Genomic DNA, 22,973 nt, shown 5'->3' on the forward strand with positions numbered 1-22,973 from the left:
CGGCGGGATTTGGGCAAATAGGGCGGAAATGGCTTGCTTTGCCACAAAGTTGCCATTATTTGACCGGTCATGCACGGCAGCACGCCGGGGCATTTTGTAACCGCTGTTCAAAGGAACAACGAATTATGCGTAAGATCATTCTCGCCGCTGCTGTCGCTGGTGCCGCTCTTTCGGTCGCCGCTTGCTCGGAAAAGACCCAGGACGCTGCTGCAACCACCGCTGACTCGGCTGCTGCCGACACGATGGCCAATGCTGATGCCGTTGCTGACGTTGCTTCGGACACCGCTTCGGACGCTGCTGACGCCGCTTCGGACGCCGCTAACTAAGAGTTGGCCGCGCGCGCCTCTGGCGCGAAAGCGATAGAATTGGGGCGGTGCCGCGAGGTGCCGCCCTTTTTCTATGTGTGCGATCTATCGGCGTGCGCGATGGCGTGCGCGATCCCTCGTCCATCGCGACCCGCCCAACAGGCGTCTGGCGCGCAACCAACTGCGCCCCGCCACCAGTGTGCGGTGGGCAGGGCGCTACCGACAGGGGGTGTGTCGGTAATGAGCTGTCAGTAATCGGCGGAGGCGTACTGCCGGCCGCTGTCGCCACGGGCGGTATATCCATCATAGAGAGTGCGGGCGATGCTGGCGATTTTCGCTTCGCGAGCCGGTCGCGAACCTTGCCCGGTGACATAGACGGCCAGCGCAATCGCATGCCCGTTGGGCGCCTTGATCACGCCGATATCGCTGGAGGTGTTGTTCAGCGAACCGGTCTTGTGCGCCACGATCGCGCTGTCGGGCAGCAAAGCCTTGATCCGGCGCGAACCGGTGCGGCAACGTTCCATCGCGCCCAGAATGACCCGGCGGCTCGCTTCGTTGAGGTATTTGCCCTGATACAGCCCGGTCAGCAGTTTCACCATCGCCTTGGGCGTGGCGGAATCGCGGGTGTCGATCTGCTTGGCCGGATCGATTGCCCCATCGTCGCGCACCAGTGTGGCGATGTCGCGGTCGATCTGGAATTCCTCGATCCCCTGCGCCCGGACCCATTTGTTGACCGCGCGCGGACCGCCGACGACTTTCAGCAAGGCATCGGTCGCCTGATTGTTGGACCGGGTGATCATCATTTCGATCAGGTCGATCGCCTTGAAATACTGGCCCGGACGCACCGGAGCGACCGCGCTGGAATGCGGGGCCGAACGCACCGGGACCATCAGCGGGAATTCGCTGGAGAGCGACCAGCGGCCCTGTTCCACGCCTTCCATGAAAGTGGCGGCGATGGCGATCTTGCTGGTGCTGGCCATCGGGAAACGCTGATCCCCGAGGATCGAGACCTGCTGACCGGTGACCAGATCGACCGCGGCCACGCCGATCCGCCCTTGCGAGCCATCGGCGATCCGCCCGACCAGACGTTCAAGCGCCGAATCGTATTGCAGGTCGAACGCGCGCGGCGCGCGCTGATCGGTGCCCAGCACCTGATCGAATGCGGCGGAGACATCGACGGCATCGGCCGCCTGTGCCGGTGTGACAGAGCCAGCGGCGAGGCCGAGAGCCAGTGCGAGGCCGGTAGTCCACCGGCCGAGATTGTTCTTGCGTCCCATAACCCCGTTATAATCCCTCATGGTTGTCACAGACTTAACGGCCCGACCCTGCCTCGCAACGCAGCGGCGACGAAAAGTGGCGCTTTCGCGACATCTAGTTGCCCGCGTTAGGCATGAATCGTCACAAATCTAAGTCAAAAATAACTTAACCATAAGCTGCGGTAATCACGTATCGCGGGGTAGGCGCGCCGCGAACTCGCCCGCTGAGAGATTGATATGGCGCAAGAAAAGGCCCGGCAGGAGCGATCCTGCCGGGCCGATTCGGTAAACGATGATGAGTCGGCGGGGCTTAGAAGCCCATGCCACCCATTCCGCCCATGCCACCCATGTCGGGCATTGCCGGGGCAGCGGCCTTGTCTTCCGGCTTTTCAGCGATCGCCGCTTCGGTGGTGATCAGCAGACCGGCCACCGATGCCGCATCCTGCAGCGCGGTACGCACGACCTTGGTCGGGTCGATCACGCCGGCAGCCACGAGGTTTTCGTAAGTGTCGGTCGCTGCGTTAAAGCCGGTGCTTTCGTCGTTGCCGTCGATCAGCTTGCCAGCGACAACTGCGCCGTCGTGGCCTGCGTTTTCAGCGATCTGACGCAGCGGAGCCTGCAGCGCGCGACGAACGATGTCGATCCCGCGGGTCTGATCGTCGTTTTCACCGTGAACGCCGTCCAGCGCCTTGGTCGCATAGAGCAGAGCCGTGCCGCCGCCCGGAACGATGCCTTCTTCGACCGCAGCGCGGGTTGCGTGCAGTGCGTCGTCGACACGATCCTTGCGTTCTTTCACTTCGACTTCCGAAGCGCCGCCGACCTTGATGACCGCAACGCCGCCTGCCAGCTTGGCAAGGCGTTCCTGCAGCTTTTCACGGTCGTAATCGCTGGTCGTGGCTTCCATCTGGGCCTTGATCTCGCCGACGCGGGCCTTGATGTCGTCCGCCGAACCGGCGCCATCGACGATGGTGGTGTTGTCCTTGTCGATGGTGACGCGCTTGGCTTCACCGAGCATGCCGACAGTGACGTTTTCCAGCTTGATGCCGAGATCTTCCGAAACCATTTCGCCCTGCGTCAGGATCGCGATGTCCTGCAGCATGGCCTTGCGGCGATCGCCGAAGCCCGGTGCCTTTACCGCTGCGACCTTCAGGCCGCCGCGCAGCTTGTTGACCACCAGCGTGGCCAGCGCTTCGCCTTCGATGTCTTCCGCGATGATCAGCAGCGGACGCCCGCTCTGCACCACAGCTTCGAGGATCGGCAGCATCGACTGCAGGTTCGACAGCTTCTTCTCGTGGATCAGGATATAGGGGTTATCCAGTTCCACGGTCATCTTGTCGGGGTTGGTGATGAAGTACGGGCTGAGGTAGCCACGGTCGAACTGCATCCCTTCGACAACGTCGAGCTCGAATTCGAGGCCCTTCGCTTCTTCGACGGTGATGACGCCTTCCTTGCCGACCTTTTCCATCGCTTCCGCGATCTTTTCGCCGACTTCCTTGTCGCCGTTCGCGGAAATCACGCCGACCTGGGCGATTTCGTTGGAGCCCGACACGTCCTTGCTGCGGGCCTTGAGGTTTTCGACCACTTTGCCAACGGCGAGGTCGATACCGCGCTTCAGATCCATCGGGTTCATGCCCGCGGCAACCGACTTCATGCCTTCGCGCACGATCGACTGGCCCAGCACCGTGGCGGTGGTGGTGCCGTCACCGGCGAGGTCGTTGGTCTTGCTGGCCACTTCGCGCAGCATCTGCGCGCCCATGTTTTCGAACTTGTCCTTCAGTTCGATTTCCTTGGCGACCGAAACGCCGTCCTTGGTGATGCGCGGTGCGCCGAAGCTCTTGTCGAGCACGACGTTGCGACCCTTGGGGCCGAGCGTGACCTTCACGGCATCGGCGAGGATGTCGACGCCGCGCAGAATGCGTTCACGCGCATCGCGGCCGAATTTTACGTCCTTGGCAGACATTGATGTTTCTCCTGAAAATTCGTGTCTTGTATGGGAAGCGTCAGTGCGGGTCGGCTCAGCCGATCACGCCCATGATGTCGCTTTCCTTCATGATCAGCAGGTCTTCACCGTCGATCTTGACTTCGGTGCCCGACCACTTGCCGAACAGGACGCGGTCGCCCGCCTTGACGTCGAGCGGAGTGACGGTGCCGTCTTCGGCCTTCGCACCGGTGCCAACAGCAACGATTTCGCCTTCGCTGGGCTTTTCCTGTGCGCTGTCGGGGATGATGATGCCGCCGGCGGTCTTGGTGTCGGCTTCGATACGACGAACCAGAACGCGGTCGTGCAACGGACGGAATGCCATGTGTCTGACCTCTCTCGTGAGTGGATGAAACTGTAACTCTGGCACTCCCGCATGGAGAGTGCCAGCGGCGGCGATATGAGAAGGGCCTTGCGGTGAGTCAACAGGCGCGCGTGCAAAAAAATTGCAGCCTGTGCCGCAACCCGGACCAACCGCGCCCGCGACGCCTCAGCGGTGCCGGTCGAGGTTCAGCCGGTCGCGCCGCATCCACCGGCCCAGCAGCAGGATCGATGCGACGATCAGTCCGGCGGCCAGTCCGAACCAAACACCCACCCCCGCCAGCGGGGTATAGAAGCCGAGCAGAACCGACACGCCCATGCCCGGCACCCAGTAACTGAACACCGCGAACAGCATCGGAATGCGGGTATCCTGCACCCCGCGCAAGGCCCCGGCGGCGACCGCTTGCAACCCGTCGACGAACTGAAACGCGGCGGCGACGATCAGGAACTGCAGGGCAAAGCCGACCAGCGCCGCGTTGGCGGGGGCATAGGGATCGATATAGATGCCCAGCATGGCCATTGGCCACAGCACCATCGCGCTGGCGCTGACCGCGGCAAAGACCATTGCCATGCCGATGGCGACCCAACCTGCGCGGCCCACTGCATCGCGGTCGCCCGCGCCATAATGGTATCCCACGCGAATGGTTGCCGCCTGTCCGATGCCGAATGGAATCTGGAACGCCAGCGCTGCGATTTGCAGCGCAATGGTGTGTCCGGCCAGTTCCACCGGCCCGATCCGCCCCATCAGAAACGCAGCGGCGCTGAAGAGACCGGCTTCGGCCAGAATCGTCAGCGCAACCGGAGTGCCAAGGCGGACCAGTTCACGCAAACGGCTCCATTCCGGGCGCCACCAGTTGCCGAAAATGCGATAGCGGCGCAGGCGGCGGTCGGTGCCGATCGCAATGACATAGGCCAGCACGATGAAGCTCGCAGTAACAACGCTGGCCAGCGCCGACCCGTCCAGCCCCAGCGCGGGCGCGCCGAAATGGCCGAACACCAGCATGTAATTCGCCAGTGCGCTGACCCCGATGGCCGAGGCGGTAATCATCGTGGCGAAGACCGGGCGGCCCAGCGCGGACACGAAACTACGCAGCACGTTGGCGATAATCATCGGCACCATTGCCCACATGATGATCGTCAGAAACCGGCCTGCCATAGTGGAGATAGCCGGATCCTGCCCTGTCGCCCGCATCAGGCTTTCCCCGGAAAGGCAGACCAGCATACCCGCGATCCCGCAGGCCACTGCCAGCCACAGGCCCATCCGCACGCTGCGGCGAACTTCGCGCACCGAATGGCGCCGCTGCCCCAGTTCCTCTGCGACCAGAGCGGCGACCATCCCGGTCAGCCCGGAAAACGCCCACATGATCAGCCCGAACAGCGCAATCGCCAGCGCGGCAGCGGCCAGCTCCAGCTCTCCCAGCCGCGCGACGAAGATGACATCGACGGCGTGCACCAGCATTTGCAGCAGGTTCGCCGCCGCCAGCGGCCACCCCAGCTTGAAGGTTTCGCGAATTTCGCCGCGCCATGCGCTGTTGCGCTCAAGAGTATTTGCGTCAGACATAAAGCCGTCCCGAATAGGCGGGGCCATCTGCCGGGGGAAGCTGCGAAACCGGTTTGAGCGAAGATCACTTCAGCTTGCGGCAAGCTTGCCACAGCCATGGGGCAGGCATGACCAGAAAAGCCATTCTTGCCTGCATGTTTGCGGGCGTTTCACTTGTCGCCACCCCGGCGATGGCCGGGGAAATCTATGGCGGGATATATGCCCATGCCGTCGATACCCCGTTCACATTGGATACGCAGGAATCGGGCACCGACATTCAGGCGGGCTATCGCCTCGATCCCGTGGGCGGGCCGCTGCGGTTGCAGCCCTATGTTTTTGGGTCGGTCAATTCGGACGGTGGAACCGATTTCATCGGGGCCGGAATCAGCCGCAAGTTCTCACTCGGCCCGGTTTATGTGCGCCCCGGTGTCGGGCTGGTGGTTCACAACGCGCCGTCGACGCGGGTGAACCCCGATACCGGCTATCGCACCGATCTGGGCAGCCGGGTGCTGTTCGAACCGGAAATTGCGGTCGGCACCCAAATCGCCCCGCGCCTGACGGTGGAGGCGAGCTGGGTGCATATCTCCAACGCCCGCCTGTTCGACAGCCAGCAGAACCCCGGAATCGATATGATAGGGGTGCGGGCCAACTTGCATCTTTGACCGAGATCATTGGGCGCGTATGGGGGTGGCCTAGGTGTCGGGCATCGTACCACGATACCAAGGGGAAGAACCGTCATGAAACATACGTTTTCCATCGCTTGTGCGTTGACTTTGTCATTGGCGCTGGCTGCTTGTGGCCAGCCTGCGGACGATAGCGATACCGCTCCGGCAGCGACCGCGGCACCTGAAGCGACGCCCGCTGAAACAGCCGCGCCTGCGACTGACGCGGCCGCCGATGCGGCACAGGATACCGCGGCGGCAGTCGATGCTGCGGCCGCTGGCAAGGAACCGGTCGCTTTCATCCAATGCAAGGCGTGCCACAGCACCAAGCCGGGCGAGATGAAGATCGGCCCGTCGCTGGCAGGTGTATATGGCACCAAAGCGGGTGAGATTCCCGGCTATCAGTTCAGCACAGCGATGAAGGAATCGGGGCTGACGTGGGACGATGCCACGCTGGACAAATATCTCACTGACCCGAAAGCGGTCGTGCCCGGCACCAAGATGGCTTTCTTCGGTCTGAAAGACGAAGCGAAGCGCAAGGAAGTCATCGCTTACCTCAAATCGTTGACCTGACCGAATGCACGAAAGCGGCGGAACAGGTTACCTGTACGAAGGGTTGATCCTGCTGGGCTTCGCGCTCGGTTTCGTGCTGCTGTTCCGCCAGCTCCGCCTTGGGGCCACGCTGGGATACCTGGTGGCCGGCGCGGTTGTCGGGCCGCAGGTTCTGGGCCTGACCGGCGGGGCGGAAACCAAGATTCAATTTGCCGAACTGGGGATTACCCTGCTGCTGTTCGTCGTCGGGCTGGAGCTTGCGCCTGCGCGACTGCTGCGATTGCGGCGCGATATTTTCGGGCTGGGTCTGGCGCAGGTGGTACTGTGCGGTCTGGCGCTGACGGTGGTGATCGGGGTGGCCACGACCTTCACATGGGCGGCTGCGTTGGCGCTGGGCCTGCCGCTGGCGCTGAGTTCGACCGCGCAGGTCCTGCCGATGCTGCAATCGGCGGGGCGTCTGCGTAGCCCGTTTGGCGAGCGGGCGTTTTCGATCCTGCTGTTTCAGGACTTGTCGCTGATCCCGCTGATTACCGTGATCGCCGCGATCAGCCGTAGTCCTGAGGCGCAGGAAGGGCCGCCGGGGTGGCAACTGGCGCTGATGACTGTTGCCGCCATCGTCGGGCTTGTTCTGGCAGGCCGGTTCGTGATCCGTCCGATGTTCCGCCTGATCGGCAATATTGGCGAGCGCGAGATGTTCGTGGTCGCCGCGCTGTTTACAGTGGTCGCATCGGCGGCGCTGATGCAGGCGCTGGGCCTGTCGACTGCGCTGGGTGCGTTTATCGCCGGGGTGATGCTGGCCGACAGCCCTTACCGGCACGAGCTGGAAACCGATATCGAACCGTTCCGTTCGATCCTGCTGGGGCTGTTCTTCCTCTCGGTCGGGATGATGCTCGACCTGCACGCCATCGCTGAACGGCCGCTGTTCGTGGCGGGCATGGCGCTGGCGCTGATCGCGACCAAGGCGCTGGTGATCGGCGGGCTGGGCATGGTTGCGGGCATGAACTGGCGGAGCGCGCTCGCGCTCGGTCTGCTGCTCAGTCAGGGGGGCGAATTCGGCTTCGTGCTGTTCGCGCAGGCGCAAAACGGCTTGCTGATCAGCCCCGAAGCGGCCAGCCTGTTCGGCGCGGTCGTCACTCTGTCGATGGCGACGACGCCGTTCCTGATGATGCTCACCGCCCCCTTGCGCCGCGATCCGGCCTCTTCCGAAGAACGCGAAGGGCCACGGGCCGATGGCGCCAGCGCGCTGGTGATCGGCTATGGCAGGTTCGGGCAGACAGTGGCGCAAATGCTGATCGCCAGCGATATCCCCGTCACCCTGATCGACCGCGATACCGAGATGATCGATACAGCGGGCGAGTTCGGGGCCAAGGTCTATTTCGGGGATGGCACCCGTATCGATCTGCTGCGACAGGCGGGCGCGGGCGAAGCGACGATCATCTGTTTCTGTATCGACGGCCAACAGATCGACGCAGGCGTGCTGGAGGCCGTGCGCGAAGCATTCCCGCAGGCGCGCGTGTTCCTGCGGGCATACGACCGCCGCACGCTGATCGACCTGCGCGATGCGCCGCACGAATATGCCGTGCGCGAAGTGATGGAATCGGCGGTGGCGATGGCGCGCGCCGCGCTGGAGGCGCTGGGCGACAGTCTGCAGGATATCGACAGCGCCGAACACACCTATCGCGATAACGATCGGGAACGGCTGGAGGCCCAGCGTGAAGCGGGCGATTACCGCGCCGCCCGCGATATGGTGATCCGCCAGCAGCAGCGGTAGCGGACGCTGCCGCTTCGTTCAGGATCGCACCTGTTGAGCCGCGGCACCACGCAAAAAGGGCGGCCCCATCGGGACCGCCCTTCGCGTGTCTCGCAAGCGAGATCGAATGTAAGCGCGTAAGGCTTACTTCAGTTCGACGGTGCCGCCGGCTGCTTCGATCTTGCCCTTGATGTCTTCGGCTTCTGCCTTGTTCACGCCTTCCTTCAGCGCCTTCGGGGCGCCTTCGACGAGAGCCTTGGCTTCGGTCAGGCCCAGGCCGGTGATGGCGCGGACTTCCTTGATGACCTGGATCTTCTTGCCACCGTCGCCGGTCAGGATGACATCGAATTCATCCTTTTCTTCAGCAGCGGCAGCGGCGTCACCGGCACCACCGGGGGCGGCAACAGCAACAGCAGCAGCGGCGCTCACGCCCCACTCTTCTTCCAGTGCCTTGGCAAGCTCAGCGGCTTCCAGGACAGTCAGCTTCGACAGTTCTTCAACAAGCTTGGCGATATCGGCCATGATTGGTTACTCCAAATATTGGCGGGGCGAATGGCCCCAGATGTTTCGTATCGAATTCGAAAAACCGCTTACGCCGCATCCTTGGCGCCATAGGCACCGAAGACACGAGCGAGCTTGGCAGCCGGTGCATTGACGACCTGGGCGATTTTCGTCGCCGGGGCGTTGATGAGACCGACCAGCTTGCCGCGCAGCTCGTCGAGCGAGGGCATCGAGGCAAGCGCCCGGACCCCGGCTTCGTCGAGCAACTGCCCGCCCATAGAACCACCGACGATTTCGAGTTTGTCGTTGGTCTTGGCATATTCCACTGCGGCCTTGGCCGCCGCCACCGGGTCTTCCGACCAGGCGAGCGCCGTCGGGCCGGAAAGATATTCTTCCAGCCCTTCGTAGGGAGTGTCCTTGAGGGCGAGCTTGGCGAGACGGTTCTTCGCAACCTTGTAGGTTGCACCAACTTCACGAATCTTGCCGCGCAGTTCGGTGGACTGGTCCACCGTCATGCCGAGGTTGCGGGTGACAACCACCACGCCAACTTCCTGGAAGACTGCGTTCAGCGATGCGACCGCTTCGGATTTCTGCGAACGATCCATGCCTTACTCCTTCACTATGATCCCGCCGGATGGCTCCGACAGGACCGGCTCATGCTTGTCCGCGTGGCAGCCGAAGCTGCAACGCAGGCGAGTCCATCGACAAGGGAAGGAGGTGCGCCGATAGCGCGATGGGCAAACACCCTGACGGGGTTGCCCGGAAACTCTGTTCCCCGCCTAGGCTGGAAATTAAGGGGGCCATATACCCCCACCAACTGTCTCGGACGGACGACCGCCGTAACGGTCAGCGCGGGCCAATAGGGATTTGGGGCCGCGAGTCAAGCGAAACCCCTGTGGGTGCGGACTGTGCTTTCGCCTTCGGGGTGGCAAATGGCGGGTTTCGCGCCTTTCGTGGTCGCTTGTCGTTCGACGTTGCGAACGAAATGACTCAATCCGTGATGTGGCGCTGCGGTTTGTCACTGCGGTTGTGTCGGAGGAGAGAGCGGGTCATGGATTGCCGCGTCGCCTGCGGCTCCTCGCAATGACGAGGGTGGGGCTATGCGCGATAGTATGGGCCAGCCATCGGAAGTGCGGTCCCTACTCCCGCACCAAACCCACTCCGTGCCTTCGCGCCTTCGTGTGACACCCTCACTCGACGCCTCCTCCCATCGCGGCGGCTGTGAGGGGGGCGAGCGTTGCCCGATGGATTGCCACGTCGCCTTACGGCTCCTCGCAATGACGAGGGTGGGGCGGGGCTTTCCCTGTAATGAAGCAATCGGCCCCTCACGTGCTGGCGAGGGGCCGACGCCTGTCTTCTATCAGATCCCGTCGAGTCCTTTGCTGACGAGGATATTGACCGACACGCGGCGGTTCTGAGCCTTGCCATATGCGGTGGTGTTATCCGCTGCCGGGTCGGCCTCGGCCATGCCTGTCGGGGTCAGCATGCGGTATGGCTTCCATCCGCAGTTCTGCTGCAGATAGTTGACCACGCGCCCTGCGCGCTTCTCGCTCAGCGTCTGGTTGAATTCCTGGCTGCCGTCGGAATCGGTGTAGCCAACAACCAGCAGCAGGGCATTGTCCATCCCCTCTGCCTGAGAGGCGGCGGCGCACAGATCGCGTTCCGCTTCGGGCGTCAGCTTCCACTTGCCGGTGTCGAAATAGACGTTGGTGGTGCCTTTGACGTTGTACTTGTCGATGTCGCCCATCCGGCCACGTAGCGCTTCGGTCGCGGCGGTCTGTTCGGCAAAGCCCTGCGCGGTGCCGCTGCGGATCATCTGCGCGGTTTTGAGATCCTTGCTTTTCAGTGCGATCTTACTGGCGACCAGACCATTGGCCCATTGCTTGGTTTCGACCGACACCGGCAGACCGTTCAGCAGAGCTTCGGCGCCCAGCTTGTCACGCGCCAGACCGAGAAAGCCGCCGCTCGACCGGATTTCGCTGGCGTCGCTGATATAAAGGACCGTGTCGGTGCCGTCGTCTGCGGTAACCTTAAACCGGGTGTCGTCGCGGGCGGAAATGATACCGTTGATTTCCGGGCCGGCTTCCAGCTCGCTCAGATCGGCGGGGGGCGTGCCGATGACAGTGGCGGCGGGTTCGCCCCCCTCATCATAAGAAACAGGCTGCGCTGCGAGAGGGGCCGATGCGGCCATGGCAACAAGGGCGATCAGGGGAAGAGCACCGGACGTTCGGGAAATGACGTTCATATTTCCGCTCCTTAAAACTGGTTGTCCGGCACAGGATCGCGCCGGACTGCTGTTTTCAGTCGCCTCGCGCCTGATAGCCGGAGTGGCGGCGGAGGCGTGGCGATTGGCACCGGGGGAACCCGGCAGGGACGCCGGGGACAATGCCAGAGGGGTGCCGGGTGTTCAGATTGACCTGTCTGGCAGATGAACGCAGGTGGCTATCCCTTTGTGAACGGGGGCAACGCGGGCTTTGCGTGCGATGATCCGTTTACCGAAACAGTCGCGGCGGCGCGCCTTAAAGGCATGCCGCCGCGATCCGGGCCGCAGTATTGGCCAGTCAGATGCTATCCGGTCGATATTCCAGCAAATCGCCCGGCTGGCAGTCCAGTTCGCGGCAGATCGCCTCCAGCGTGCTGAACCGCATCGCCTTGGCCTTGCCCGTCTTGAGGATCGAGAGATTGGCCAGAGTCAGGCCAACCCGTTCGGCCAGTTCGGTCAGGGTCATGCGCCGTTCGTAAAGCAGATCGTCGAGCCGGACCACGATGGCGCTGCCTTCGGTTTCGCCGCCCATTACACTGTTCCTTCCAGATCGTCGCGCATCGCGGCGCCGTGGCGGAACACGCGGGCGAGGATGAACAGGACGATAGCCAGAAGGATACCTTCGGCGTCGAAGCCGCCATCGATGGTGAAGTGCACGTTGTCCATCTTGTCGGCAAACGGGGCTATCACCGCTGCGAGTATTCCTGCGGGGATGACCATGAGCTGCGCCCCGACAATCAGCCAGCCCATCTGCGAAAGGCGGGTGGCGTTTTCGGGCTGGAACGGGTCTCCTTGTCCAACGGTGCCGATGATGCGGCGCAGGCGATCGAAGAAACCGAACATCAGCGCCACTATGATGAGGCCGACCGCCATCACAGCAGCAAGCGCCCAAAGCGGGAAGTCGGCGGGAAGCCCGCCCGCTCCGGTCGCGCTCGATCCGAAAATCAGCACGACAGGGATAGCAATAGTCAGTGCGATCGCGCCGATCACAAGGGCTGCTTGCATGAAAATGCAGATAATTTTGCCGATGAGGAGGAGAATGTCGTTAGGGCGGTTGTTCATGGCGATGTCCTTTGCGTCGTGCTGAGTTCAGGCAAGCAATTGCTGCGACATGATTGGCGCTGTGGCCGGGGCGGGGATGGCGATAGCCTGATGGAAGGTGACGACCGTCAGCACGAGGGCGAGAGCGGCGGCGAGAAGGTTGGGCTTATTCATTTTTCGTTCTCCGATAAGGTCAATATCGATAATCAATAAGACCGAGTCGGTTTATTGTCAATCGATAATATCGAAAAACGATATATTGCTGCTTTTTGCACCACTCCAGCGCCGAGGACGCCCGCCCGGCTGGGCGGGCGCAACACGAACATTGACTCTCGCCCCCCTGTTTCCTACATGGCGCTCACATCGACCGCTTCGAGCAAGCGGGGCCTTGGCGCGAAGGCCCTGCCGGGATGGAGGCGGCGACAGCCATAATCGCGACGCAATATTTGCCTGCAGCAGCACTCGCAAACGGGGTGCATGATATGCTGCGGGTTTCGTGCGTCCCGGCTGACTTCCCGCGCGTGAACGGCGATAATCCGCTGGCCCGCCACAGGGTCAGCATCAAGGCAAAGGCGATATTTTCCCTATGGCGACCAAGGCGAAGGCTCCGGCCAAGCAGACCGGCACCGGCAAGAAGCGCATCCGTAAAATCTTCGGCGATATTCACGAAGTCGTGAAAATGCCGAACCTGATCGAGGTTCAGCGCGAAAGCTACGAGCAGTTCCTGCGTTCCGACCCTTCGACCGGCTATGTCTCCGGCCTTGAAAAGACGCTGCGTTCGGTTTTCCCGATCCGCGATTTCGCGGGCACGGCGGAGCTCGATTTCGTTCACTACGAACTCGAAGATCCCAAGTACGACGTGACCGAATGCCGTCAGCGCGGCATTACTTATGCGGCCCCGATGAAGGTGACGCTGCGCCTGATCGTGTTCGAAGTCGATCAGGAAACCGAAACCCGTTCGGTGCTCGATATTAAAGAGCAGGACGTGTACATGGGCGACATGCCGCTGATGACGGAGAACGGCACGTTCTTCATCAACGGCACCGAACGCGTGATCGTCAGCCAGATGCACCGTTCGCCGGGTGTGCTGTTCGACCACGATCGCGGCAAGACCCACAGTTCGGGCAAGCTGCTGTTCGCTGCCCGCGTGATTCCCTATCGCGGTTCGTGGCTCGATTTCGAATTCGACGCCAAGGACATCGTCAACGTCCGTATCGACCGCAAGCGCAAGCTGCCGGTGACCGCGCTGCTTTATGCGCTGGGTCTCGACAGCGAAGAAATTCTCTCGGTCTTCTACAACACCGTAGTGTGGGAACGCGCCAAGGATGGCTGGAAGATCCCATTCGTCGCCGATGCTTGGCGCGGTCAGAAGCCGGCTTTCGCGCTGGTCGATGCCAAAACGGGCGAAGAAGTATTCCCCGCCAATCAGAAGATCAGCCCGCGCGCTGCGAACAAGGCGGCCAAGGACGGTCTCGAAACCCTGCTGATCCCGACCGAAGAAATCTTCGGCCGTTATGCATCGGCTGACATGATCGACGAATCGACCGGTCGCATCTGGATCGAAGCGGGCGACGAAGTCGATACCGACAATCTGGAAAAGCTGGACGCTGCCGGGGTCGATCGTCTTGTCCTGCTCGACATCGACCACATCAACACCGGCCCGTGGATCCGCAACACGCTGAAGGTCGACAAGGCCGAAAACCGCGACGAAGGTCTGGAAGCGATCTACAAGGTCATGCGTCCCGGCGAACCGCCGACCAAGGAAACCGCAGAGGCGCTGTTCGAAGGCCTGTTCTTCGATCCCGAACGCTATGACCTGTCCGCCGTGGGCCGCGTGAAGCTGAACATGCGCCTCGGCCTCGATGCCGAAGACACCGTGACTACGCTGCGTAAGGAAGACATCCTCGCCGTGGTCAAGGAACTGGTCGATCTGAAGGACGGCAAGGGCGAAGTCGACGACATCGATAACCTCGGCAACCGCCGCGTCCGTTCGGTGGGCGAACTGCTGGAAAACCAGTATCGCGTCGGCCTGCTGCGTATGGAACGCGCAGTGAAAGAACGTATGAGCAGCGTCGATGTATCGACGGTGATGCCCAACGATCTGATCAATGCGAAGCCTGCGGTGGCCGCGGTGCGCGAATTCTTCGGGTCGAGCCAGCTCTCGCAGTTCATGGACCAGACCAACCCGCTGTCGGAAGTCACGCACAAGCGCCGCGTTTCGGCGCTTGGGCCGGGCGGTCTGACCCGCGAACGTGCCGGGTTCGAAGTGCGTGACGTTCACCCGACGCACTATGGCCGTATCTGTCCGATTGAGACGCCCGAAGGCCCGAACATCGGCCTGATCAACTCGCTGTCGACTTTCGCCCGCGTCAACAAGTACGGCTTCATCGAAACCCCGTACCGCAAGGTGATCGACGGCAAGGTGACCAGCGAAGTGGTCTATCTGTCCGCGATGGAAGAGCAGAAGCACGCCGTGGCGCAGGCTTCGGCAGAAACCAACGAAGATGGCAGCTTTACCGAAGAACTGATCTCCGCCCGCGAAAACGGCGAGTTCGTGATGTTGCCGCGTGAACAGATCACGCTGATGGACGTCAGCCCGAAACAGCTCGTTTCGGTTGCGGCATCGCTGATCCCGTTCCTGGAAAACGATGACGCAAACCGCGCGCTGATGGGCTCGAACATGCAACGTCAGGCCGTGCCGCTGGTACGGGCCGAGGCGCCGTTCGTCGGCACCGGCATGGAAGAAACCGTGGCCCGCGATTCGGGTGCTGCGATCACCGCGACCCGCGGCGGCGTGGTCGACCAGGTCGACGCGACCCGCATCGTGATCCGCGCTGTGGGCGATGTCGAACCCGGCCAGTCGGGCGTGGACATCTATCGCCTGCAGAAGTTCGAACGTTCAAACCAGTCGACCTGCATCAACCAGCGTCCGCTCGTGAAAGTGGGCGAATCGGTGGAGGCGGGCGATATCATCGCCGATGGTCCTTCGACCGAGCTGGGCGAACTGGCGCTGGGCAAGAATAGCCTCGTCGCGTTCATGCCCTGGAACGGCTATAACTACGAAGACTCGATCCTGATCTCCGAACGCATCGTGAAAGACGACGTGTTCACTTCGATCCATATCGACGATTTCGAAGTGATGGCCCGCGACACCAAGCTGGGCCCGGAAGACATCACGCGCGACATTCCCAACGTTGGCGAGGAAGCGCTCCGCAACCTCGACGAAGCGGGCATCGTCTATATCGGTGCGGAAGTGCATCCGGGCGACATTCTGGTCGGCAAGATCACGCCGAAGGGCGAAAGTCCGATGACCCCGGAAGAAAAGCTGCTGCGCGCTATCTTCGGTGAAAAGGCCAGCGATGTGCGCGACACCTCGCTCCGTCTGCCGCCGGGCGTTTCGGGCACGGTGGTCGATGTGCGCGTGTTCAACCGCCACGGTATCGAAGTGGACGACCGTACCCGCGCAATCCAGAACGAGGAAATCGAACGCCTCCGCAAGGATAGCCAGGACGAACGCGCCATTCTTAACCGCGCGACCTACAACCGCCTGAAAGACATGCTGATCGGCCAGACCGCTGCGGCTGTACCGAAAGGCGCGAAGAAGGGCGTCGAAATCACCGAAGAACTGCTCGACGAAATCGAAAAGTTCGAATGGTTCAAGTTCGCCGTTGCCGACGACAATCGCCAGAGCCAGCTCGAAGCGATCAAGGCGCAGTACGACGAAGCCGTGAAGGGCATCGAAGACAAGTTCGAAGACCGTCGCGAAAAGCTGGAACGTGGTGACGAACTGGCACCGGGCGTGCTCAAGATGGTCAAGGTTTTCGTCGCGGTGAAGCGCAAGCTGCAGCCGGGCGACAAGATGGCCGGCCGCCACGGTAACAAGGGTGTTATCTCGCGCATTCTGCCGCAGGAAGACATGCCGTTCCTGGAAGATGGAACGCCGGTCGATCTGGTGCTCAACCCGCTGGGTGTGCCGTCGCGTATGAACGTCGGACAGATCTTCGAAACCCACCTCGGCATGGCGGCGCGTGGCCTTGGTCAGCAGATTACTGCTGCGCTGGAAGAATGGCGCGAGGCCAATCCCGATCCGGCCGCAGCCAAGCCGCCGGAAGCGGTGATTGAAAAGCTGAAGGATGTGTACGGCGAACAGTACCACGCCGACATCGACAGCCGCTCGACCGCCGAAATCGTCGAAATGGCGGGCTACCTCAAGAACGGTGTGCCGTTCGGTACGCCGGTGTTCGACGGCGCCCGCGAAGGCGACGTGTCGATCATGCTTGAAAAGGCGAACCTGCCCACTTCGGGTCAGGTCACGCTGTTCGACGGGCGCACGGGTGAGGCGTTCGACCGTAAGGTGACAGTGGGCTATATCTACATGCTCAAACTGCACCACCTGGTCGACGACAAGATCCACGCCCGTTCGATCGGCCCGTACTCGCTCGTCACGCAGCAGCCGCTGGGTGGTAAGGCGCAGTTCGGTGGTCAGCGCTTCGGGGAAATGGAAGTCTGGGCGCTGCAGGCATACGGCGCGGCATACACGCTGCAGGAAATGCTGACGGTGAAGTCGGACGACGTGGTCGGCCGCCAGAAGGTTTACGAAGCGATCGTCAAGGGCGACGACACCTTCGAAGCCGGTATCCCGGAAAGCTTCAACGTGCTCGTGAAGGAAATGCGCAGCCTCGGCCTCAACGTCGAACTCTCGTCGCTTAACGATGGCGACGAAGATGACGACGGCCTTGGCCAGATTGCCGCTGAATAACAGGGGCCGGCGGCTCGCGAAGGGCCGCCTCCCCGCCACCCCCTGTTGATCCCCCCAAGGGAATTTGCAAAATGAACGAACTGACCAAATTCACCAACCAGCTGGCCAAGCCGGAAACCTTCGACCAGATCCAGATCGGCATCGCATCGCCCGAACGCATCCGTTCGTGGTCGTTCGGTGAAATCAAGAAGCCCGAAACGATCAACTACCGCACGTTCAAGCCTGAGCGTGACGGCCTGTTCTGCGCGCGCATCTTCGGCCCGGTGAAGGACTACGAATGCCTGTGCGGCAAGTACAAGCGCATGAAGTACAAGGGCGTCGTCTGCGAAAAGTGCGGCGTTGAAGTGACCGTGACCAAGGTCCGCCGCGAACGCATGGGCCACATCGAACTGGCCGCGCCGGTCGCGCACATCTGGTTCCTCAAGTCGCTGCCTTCGCGCATCGGCCTGCTGCTCGACATGCAGCTCAAGCAGCTTGAGCGGGTGCTGTATTTCGAAAGCTACATCGTCACCGAACCGGGCCTGACCCCGCTGGAAAAATTCCAGCTCCTGACCGAAGACGAACTGCTCGAAGCGCAGGACGAATACGGCGAAGACAGCTTTAGCGCCGGGATCGGGGCCGAAGCGGTCAAGTTCATGCTGATGGACCTCGATCTTGAGCGTGAGCGTGACGATCTGCTGGAAGAGCTGGCGACCACCAAGTCCAAGCTCAAGCCTGCCAAGATCATCAAGCGTCTGAAGGTCGTGGAAAGCTTTATCGATTCGGGCAACCGCCCCGAATGGATGATCCTTGAAGTGATCCCGGTCATCCCGCCCGAACTGCGCCCGCTGGTGCCGCTGGATGGGGGGCGGTTCGCGACGTCGGACCTCAACGATCTCTATCGCCGCGTCATCAACCGTAACAACCGCCTCAAGCGCCTGATCGAACTGCGCGCGCCGGACATTATTGTCCGCAACGAAAAACGCATGTTGCAGGAAGCCGTTGACGCACTGTTCGACAACGGCCGCCGTGGCCGCGTGATCACCGGGGCGAACAAGCGTCCGCTGAAATCGCTGTCCGACATGCTCAAGGGCAAACAGGGCCGCTTCCGTCAGAACCTGCTGGGTAAGCGCGTCGACTATTCGGGCCGTTCGGTTATCGTGACCGGGCCGGAACTCAAGCTGCACCAGTGCGGCCTGCCCAAGAAGATGGCGCTCGAACTGTTCAAGCCGTTCATCTACGCCCGCCTCGATGCCAAGGGTCTGTCGATGACTCTGAAACAGGCAAAGAAATGGGTCGAGAAGGAACGCAAGGAAGTCTGGGACATCCTCGACGAAGTGATCCGTGAACACCCGGTTATGCTGAACCGCGCACCCACGCTTCACCGTCTTGGCATTCAGGCGTTCGAACCCGTGCTGATCGAAGGTAAGGCGATCCAGCTTCACCCGCTGGTCTGCTCGGCCTTCAATGCCGACTTCGATGGTGACCAGATGGCGGTTCACGTACCGCTTTCACTGGAAGCGCAACTCGAAGCGCGTGTGTTGATGATGTCCACCAACAACATCCTCAGCCCCGCGAACGGCAAGCCGATCATCGTTCCGTCGCAGGATATGGTGCTGGGTCTGTATTACCTGTCGATGGACCGCGAAGGCGAACCGGGCGAAGGCATGCTGCTGGCCGATATGGCCGAAGTGCATCAGGCACTGGAAGTGGGCGCGGTGACGCTCCACTCCAAGATCACCAGCCGCGTTCCGCAGACCGACGAAGCGGGCAAGCAGTATATGAAGCGGGTGGATACCACTCCGGGCCGTATGCTGATCGGTGAATGTCTGCCGAAGAACCACAAGGTTCCTTACGAAGTCATCAACCGCCTGCTGACCAAGAAAGACATCGGCGACGTGATCGACGAAGTCTATCGCCACACCGGCCAGAAGGACACCGTGCTGTTTGCCGACGCGATCATGTCGCTCGGTTTCCGCCACGCGTTCCGTGCGGGCATTTCGTTCGGCAAGGACGATATGATTATCCCGGATTCGAAGGTCGAACTGGTCGATCAGACCAAGGCCCTCGTTGCCGATTACGAACAGCAGTATCAGGACGGCCTGATCACGCAGCAGGAAAAGTACAACAAGGTAATCGACGCGTGGAGCCGTTGCGGCGACCAGGTGGCCGACGCCATGATGGACGAAATTCGTGCGCGGCCCAGGGATGCCGACGGTCGTGAAGCGCAGATCAACTCGATCTACATGATGAGCCACTCCGGTGCGCGTGGTTCGCCAGCGCAGATGAAGCAGCTCGCGGGTATGCGCGGCCTGATGGCCAAGCCTTCGGGCGAAATCATCGAACAGCCAATCATCTCGAACTTCAAGGAAGGTCTGACCGTTCTTGAATACTTCAACTCGACCCACGGTGCGCGTAAAGGCTTGGCCGATACCGCGCTGAAGACGGCGAACTCAGGCTACCTGACCCGCCGTCTGGTCGACGTGTCGCAGGACTGCGTGATCGTCGAAACCGATTGTAAGACCCAGAACGCGCTGGAAATGCGGGCCATCGTTCAGGGTGGTTCGGTGATCGCATCGCTGGGCGAACGTATCCTTGGCCGCACCGTGGCGGAAGATATCGTCAACGCCGCGACCGGCGAAGTGATCGCCAAGGCCGGCACTCTGCTCGACGAACCGATGGTCAAGGCTATCGAAGAGGCCGAAGTGCAGGTGGCGAAGATCCGTTCGCCGCTGATCTGCGAAGCCGAACAGGGCGTTTGCGCGACTTGCTACGGTCGTGACCTTGCTCGCGGTACGCCGGTGAACATCGGTGAAGCGGTTGGCGTGATCGCGGCGCAGTCGATCGGTGAACCGGGCACGCAGCTGACGATGCGTACCTTCCACATCGGCGGTGCGGCGCAGCTGAACGAAACCAGCCACCTGGAATCGATTTCAGACGGTAAGATCGAATACCGCGACATGCCGACCATCATCGACAAGCGTGGCAAGATCCTGTCGATGGCGCGTAACGGTGAACTGGCGGTGGTCGACGCCGAAGGGCGTGAACGCGAAATCCACAAGGTGCCGTATGGTACTGTCCTGATGTTCAAGGATGGCGATGCGGTGAAGGAAGGCGATCGCCTGGCCGAATGGGATCCGTTTACCCTGCCGATCATCACCGAACAGTCGGGTACGGTCCGTTATCAGGACCTGATCGACGGTACGACGATGGAAGAACGCGTCGACGAAACCACGGGCATCGCCCAGCGTGTGGTCACCGAACTGCGCGCATCGGGTCGCAAGAAGAAGGAAGATCTGCGTCCGCGGCTTACGCTGCTGGGCGAAGGCCAGACCGACGACGGCGAAACCGAAGCGCAACGCTACATGCTCGCACCTGGCACCACGCTGTCGGTCGAAGATGGGCAGCAGGTCGAAGCGGGTGACATTCTCGCCCGTGCATCGCGTGAAGCCGCCAAGACCCGCGACATCACCGGCGGTCTGCCGCGTGTCGCCGAATTGTTCGAAGCGCGTATACCGAAGGACAATGCGGTTATCGCCAAGATCAGCGGCAAGATCGAATTCGTTCGTGAATACAAGGCCAAGCGCAAGATCGCGATCGTGCCGGAGGAAGGGGAAGCAGTCGAGTACCTGATCCCCAAGACCAAAGTGATCGACGTGCAGGAAGGCGACTTCGTGAAGAAGGGCGATACGCTCATCTCCGGTTCGCCCAACCCGCACGACATTCTGGAAGTCATGGGTGTTGAGGCACTGGCCGAATACCTCGTGAACGAAATCCAGGAAGTCTATCGTTTGCAGGGCGTGAAGATCAACGACAAGCACATCGAGGTGATCGTTCGCCAGATGCTGCAGAAGGTTGAAATCACCGACGGTGGCGACACCGTGCTGCTGCCGGGCGAACAGGTCGATCTGGAAGAAATGAACGAAGCCAATGCCAAGCTTGGCAAGGGCAAGCAGCCTGCCACGGGCACGCCGATCCTGCTGGGGATCACCAAGGCGAGCCTGCAGACCCGCTCGTTCATCTCCGCCGCTTCGTTCCAGGAAACCACCCGCGTGCTGACGCAGGCGGCGGTCGAAGGGAAGCGGGACTCGCTGATCGGTCTGAAGGAAAACGTGATTGTTGGCCGCCTGATCCCGGCGGGCACAGGCGCGGGCATGAACCGCATGCGCGTGACCGCATCCAGTCGCGACGCCGCTCTGCGCGCGCAGTGGAAGAAGGCGCAGGAAGCGATCATCGCTGCCAACTCCGCCGCAGAAGAACGCGCCGCCGAAGCGCTGCGCGATCCGCTCGACGACACAGGCAACGATCCGCTGGCCGCGGTCGAAGGCGAAACCCACGGCACCGATGCCGATGCGGGCGAATACCTGCAGACCGCCGAAGACACTGCCGCCGAGGACACGGCGAGCGAAGACAAGGCAGAGGATTGATCCCCTCACCGGTCTGACCGGACTGACATAGAATTACCCCGCCGGAAGCGATGTGCTTCCGGCGGGGTTTTTCGTTTGTGCTGGCAGAAGACCGGCAGCGGTGTGGGCATAATGCTGCAAGACAGACCAGCGGAATAGGCTGTGGCTATATCCTAAATTTGGGGGGGAAAGCTGCCTGTCGGCTTTCGGTATGTGTGTTGAGAAAGCGGATGTTGCAGCGACGGCGATAGCTGGACGGTAAGCACGGAGCCGAATAGCTGGGGTGATTTTCCGTATTGAGAAGCACCGCTCGACCGCTCGAACTCTTTGTGTTTCAGAGGGTTGCGATGCATATCGCAGTTCTATGAGCCAGAAAGGACACGTGCCTTTGCCGCTGCATATTCTTCGTCGCTCAGCGCTCCACTGGCACGAAGCGCGGCCAACTTTTCCAGTTCCTGTGCCATCGATGGCTTGCCCGCGTTGCTACTTGGTGCATCCACGGTCGCCTCAGACTGCTCGTCAAAGTATTTGAGCTTCTTGACCAGTTGGGAACACGCATTGTCTACAGGCCGAATATACTTGGAGGCCGAACTGTCCATGTCAGTGTATTTTTCGAATCCCGCCTCATCGATGACTGAGATAAAGAAAGTCGAACCAGTATAGCCACCCATGCGGTTCTTGGCGTTGACGGTTCCACAGGTCATGAAGCCTTCGAACCGCGTTCCCGTGAACGCAGGCGACCAAGAACCATAGATAAAGTCATATGGCATATCGATGATGGCGCTCTGCGGGTCAATGAGCCGCAACTTGACGCCCTTTTCGGCGGCTCGCCGCATGGCGGTATAGTCGGGCTGGACTGATGCCCAAGTCTTGCCATCATCCCAGCCCTTCACCTGATCGACGAGGCTGTCGTAGACACTCGGACTAACATCGTATCTGCCCTTGAGCAGTGACGTGGCAATCCCAAACCAACTGTCAGGCATATAAACGCCCATGGCGATAGAGCGGCGGTAGCCCTTATCCATCCATTGCTGAATGGGGTATTCGGCAGCTTTACGTGAGACGCGTGCACAACGTACTCGAAGGTTAAGATAGAAAGGGTCGTCAGGCCGACTGGCCAGTGCATCGATGCATTCGTACCACTTCTTGTTGGCCGCGAAATCTAAGGCTTCGAGGTATGGGCGCTGGTAATCGGCCAAGTTCCCGCACTTCTGGGTGGCGTTCTGCACCTGACCATTACGACGCACCTGAACGGTTATCGTGCCATTTGGCGGGGTCGAGCTAAGAGTTTTCGCAATCTCGTCGGTGGTAGCTTTCTCAACACTCGTGTCGCCGATGTAGAGAAGCTCGTCACCAGCAAGTATTGTCCCATTTCCTTCTGTAACAACGTTGTTAAATAAGCTCACCCCTGCGTAGCATCGCTCCTTCGGCCACCCCTCTGCGCGTAGTTTCGAAGCCTCTGCCCGCGCGGCATCGCGCATATCTTCGTCGGGGCCGGCTATTGCCGCAGTAGACATGCAAAGGATTGAGGAGGAAATTGCGGCGCAGAAGATGTGCTTAGTCATGTAACCCCCGTTAATTGCTATTGCTTTTTCAACTTGCACGGCTCCAAGTCAATCACGGCCGCGAAAGTATTCGGGAAAAATGACTTCGACATAAT

General features: G+C 61.2%; 17 protein-coding genes. 6 read left to right on the top strand and 11 right to left on the bottom strand.

Features of this window, described 5'->3' with window-relative positions:
• The first annotated feature begins 125 nt into the window (after positions 1-125).
• A complete protein-coding gene (locus D6858_RS07110) occupies positions 126-326 on the top strand; it encodes a hypothetical protein (protein ID WP_120108561.1) in 201 nt (66 codons plus the stop codon).
• A gap of 227 nt (positions 327-553) precedes the next feature.
• On the opposite strand, the gene D6858_RS07115 is transcribed toward D6858_RS07110, so the two are convergent.
• From D6858_RS07115 to D6858_RS07130, 4 genes are all read right to left on the bottom strand, one after another.
• Complete coding sequence (locus D6858_RS07115; protein WP_240623745.1) at positions 554-1,603, bottom strand: serine hydrolase; 1,050 nt, start codon at positions 1,601-1,603, stop codon at positions 554-556.
• Positions 1,604-1,871: 268 nt separating this feature from the next.
• On the bottom strand, positions 1,872-3,521 hold the full coding sequence (gene groL, locus D6858_RS07120) for a chaperonin GroEL (protein WP_120108566.1): 1,650 nt from the start codon (positions 3,519-3,521) through the stop codon (positions 1,872-1,874).
• A 55-nt stretch (positions 3,522-3,576) separates the two neighbouring features.
• A complete protein-coding gene (gene groES / locus D6858_RS07125; RefSeq protein ID WP_102153836.1) occupies positions 3,577-3,864 on the bottom strand; it encodes a co-chaperone GroES in 288 nt (95 codons plus the stop codon).
• Between the two features lie 165 nt (positions 3,865-4,029).
• Complete coding sequence (locus D6858_RS07130; protein ID WP_120108569.1) at positions 4,030-5,421, bottom strand: MATE family efflux transporter; 1,392 nt, start codon at positions 5,419-5,421, stop codon at positions 4,030-4,032.
• A gap of 107 nt (positions 5,422-5,528) precedes the next feature.
• On the opposite strand from D6858_RS07130, the gene D6858_RS07135 reads away from it, so the two are divergent.
• The 3 genes from D6858_RS07135 to D6858_RS07145 all read left to right on the top strand — a co-directional run bounded on the left by D6858_RS07135 (position 5,529) and on the right by D6858_RS07145 (position 8,385).
• Positions 5,529-6,062, top strand: a complete 534-nt coding sequence (locus tag D6858_RS07135) for an acyloxyacyl hydrolase (RefSeq protein ID WP_120108572.1) — start codon at positions 5,529-5,531, stop codon at positions 6,060-6,062.
• A 75-nt stretch (positions 6,063-6,137) separates the two neighbouring features.
• The gene (locus D6858_RS07140; protein WP_120108575.1) at positions 6,138-6,635 is read left to right on the top strand and encodes a c-type cytochrome; all 498 of its coding nucleotides are present in this window, start codon (positions 6,138-6,140) and stop codon (positions 6,633-6,635) included.
• A 4-nt stretch (positions 6,636-6,639) separates the two neighbouring features.
• Positions 6,640-8,385: a cation:proton antiporter domain-containing protein gene (locus tag D6858_RS07145; RefSeq protein WP_120108577.1), complete on the top strand. Its 1,746-nt coding sequence runs from the start codon at positions 6,640-6,642 to the stop codon at positions 8,383-8,385.
• Between the two features lie 123 nt (positions 8,386-8,508).
• Here D6858_RS07145 and rplL read toward each other — a convergent pair whose 3' ends face one another.
• From rplL to D6858_RS16215, 6 genes are all read right to left on the bottom strand, one after another.
• Entirely contained in the window at positions 8,509-8,886 is a 378-nt protein-coding gene (rplL, locus tag D6858_RS07150; protein WP_102153832.1) for a 50S ribosomal protein L7/L12, read from the bottom strand.
• Positions 8,887-8,954: 68 nt separating this feature from the next.
• Positions 8,955-9,470 (bottom strand): 50S ribosomal protein L10, encoded by a 516-nt coding sequence (gene rplJ / locus D6858_RS07155; protein ID WP_120108580.1) that lies wholly within the window; start codon positions 9,468-9,470, stop codon positions 8,955-8,957.
• A 755-nt stretch (positions 9,471-10,225) separates the two neighbouring features.
• On the bottom strand, positions 10,226-11,110 hold the full coding sequence (locus tag D6858_RS07160; RefSeq protein ID WP_120108582.1) for an OmpA family protein: 885 nt from the start codon (positions 11,108-11,110) through the stop codon (positions 10,226-10,228).
• A 316-nt stretch (positions 11,111-11,426) separates the two neighbouring features.
• Positions 11,427-11,660 (bottom strand): helix-turn-helix domain-containing protein, encoded by a 234-nt coding sequence (locus D6858_RS07165; RefSeq protein ID WP_120108584.1) that lies wholly within the window; start codon positions 11,658-11,660, stop codon positions 11,427-11,429.
• Positions 11,660-12,190 carry a DUF2975 domain-containing protein gene (locus tag D6858_RS07170; RefSeq protein ID WP_120108586.1) on the bottom strand — a complete coding sequence of 177 codons (531 nt, stop codon included), beginning with the start codon at positions 12,188-12,190 and terminating at the stop codon, positions 11,660-11,662. The genes D6858_RS07165 and D6858_RS07170 overlap by 1 nt, the downstream gene beginning before the upstream one ends.
• Before the next feature lie 27 nt (positions 12,191-12,217).
• Complete coding sequence (locus D6858_RS16215) at positions 12,218-12,343, bottom strand: hypothetical protein (protein ID WP_276308685.1); 126 nt, start codon at positions 12,341-12,343, stop codon at positions 12,218-12,220.
• A gap of 412 nt (positions 12,344-12,755) precedes the next feature.
• Here D6858_RS16215 and rpoB point away from each other — a divergent pair, with 412 nt between their 5' ends.
• Both rpoB and rpoC read left to right on the top strand, forming a co-directional pair.
• Entirely contained in the window at positions 12,756-16,928 is a 4,173-nt protein-coding gene (rpoB, locus tag D6858_RS07175) for a DNA-directed RNA polymerase subunit beta (RefSeq protein WP_120108588.1), read from the top strand.
• Between the two features lie 71 nt (positions 16,929-16,999).
• On the top strand, positions 17,000-21,334 hold the full coding sequence (gene rpoC / locus D6858_RS07180; protein WP_120108591.1) for a DNA-directed RNA polymerase subunit beta': 4,335 nt from the start codon (positions 17,000-17,002) through the stop codon (positions 21,332-21,334).
• Between the two features lie 341 nt (positions 21,335-21,675).
• Here rpoC and D6858_RS15970 read toward each other — a convergent pair whose 3' ends face one another.
• Positions 21,676-22,878, bottom strand: coding sequence for an SHOCT domain-containing protein (locus tag D6858_RS15970; RefSeq protein WP_205664896.1), 1,203 nt, complete (start codon positions 22,876-22,878; stop codon positions 21,676-21,678).
• Positions 22,879-22,973: the final 95 nt, after the last annotated feature.

It is taken from the genome of Tsuneonella suprasediminis, from assembly GCF_003605755.1.
Classification (GTDB): Bacteria; Pseudomonadota; Alphaproteobacteria; order Sphingomonadales; family Sphingomonadaceae; genus Tsuneonella; species Tsuneonella suprasediminis.

Coding starts and splice junctions, on each gene's coding strand:
- D6858_RS07110 (WP_120108561.1), top strand. CDS start 126: ATGCGTAAGATCATTCTCGCCGCTGCTGTCGCTGGTGCCGCTCTTTCG.
- D6858_RS07115 (WP_240623745.1), bottom strand. CDS start 1,603: ATGAGGGATTATAACGGGGTTATGGGACGCAAGAACAATCTCGGCCGG.
- groL (WP_120108566.1), bottom strand. CDS start 3,521: ATGTCTGCCAAGGACGTAAAATTCGGCCGCGATGCGCGTGAACGCATT.
- groES (WP_102153836.1), bottom strand. CDS start 3,864: ATGGCATTCCGTCCGTTGCACGACCGCGTTCTGGTTCGTCGTATCGAA.
- D6858_RS07130 (WP_120108569.1), bottom strand. CDS start 5,421: ATGTCTGACGCAAATACTCTTGAGCGCAACAGCGCATGGCGCGGCGAA.
- D6858_RS07135 (WP_120108572.1), top strand. CDS start 5,529: ATGACCAGAAAAGCCATTCTTGCCTGCATGTTTGCGGGCGTTTCACTT.
- D6858_RS07140 (WP_120108575.1), top strand. CDS start 6,138: ATGAAACATACGTTTTCCATCGCTTGTGCGTTGACTTTGTCATTGGCG.
- D6858_RS07145 (WP_120108577.1), top strand. CDS start 6,640: ATGCACGAAAGCGGCGGAACAGGTTACCTGTACGAAGGGTTGATCCTG.
- rplL (WP_102153832.1), bottom strand. CDS start 8,886: ATGGCCGATATCGCCAAGCTTGTTGAAGAACTGTCGAAGCTGACTGTC.
- rplJ (WP_120108580.1), bottom strand. CDS start 9,470: ATGGATCGTTCGCAGAAATCCGAAGCGGTCGCATCGCTGAACGCAGTC.
- D6858_RS07160 (WP_120108582.1), bottom strand. CDS start 11,110: ATGAACGTCATTTCCCGAACGTCCGGTGCTCTTCCCCTGATCGCCCTT.
- D6858_RS07165 (WP_120108584.1), bottom strand. CDS start 11,660: ATGGGCGGCGAAACCGAAGGCAGCGCCATCGTGGTCCGGCTCGACGAT.
- D6858_RS07170 (WP_120108586.1), bottom strand. CDS start 12,190: ATGAACAACCGCCCTAACGACATTCTCCTCCTCATCGGCAAAATTATC.
- D6858_RS16215 (WP_276308685.1), bottom strand. CDS start 12,343: ATGAATAAGCCCAACCTTCTCGCCGCCGCTCTCGCCCTCGTGCTGACG.
- rpoB (WP_120108588.1), top strand. CDS start 12,756: ATGGCGACCAAGGCGAAGGCTCCGGCCAAGCAGACCGGCACCGGCAAG.
- rpoC (WP_120108591.1), top strand. CDS start 17,000: ATGAACGAACTGACCAAATTCACCAACCAGCTGGCCAAGCCGGAAACC.
- D6858_RS15970 (WP_205664896.1), bottom strand. CDS start 22,878: ATGACTAAGCACATCTTCTGCGCCGCAATTTCCTCCTCAATCCTTTGC.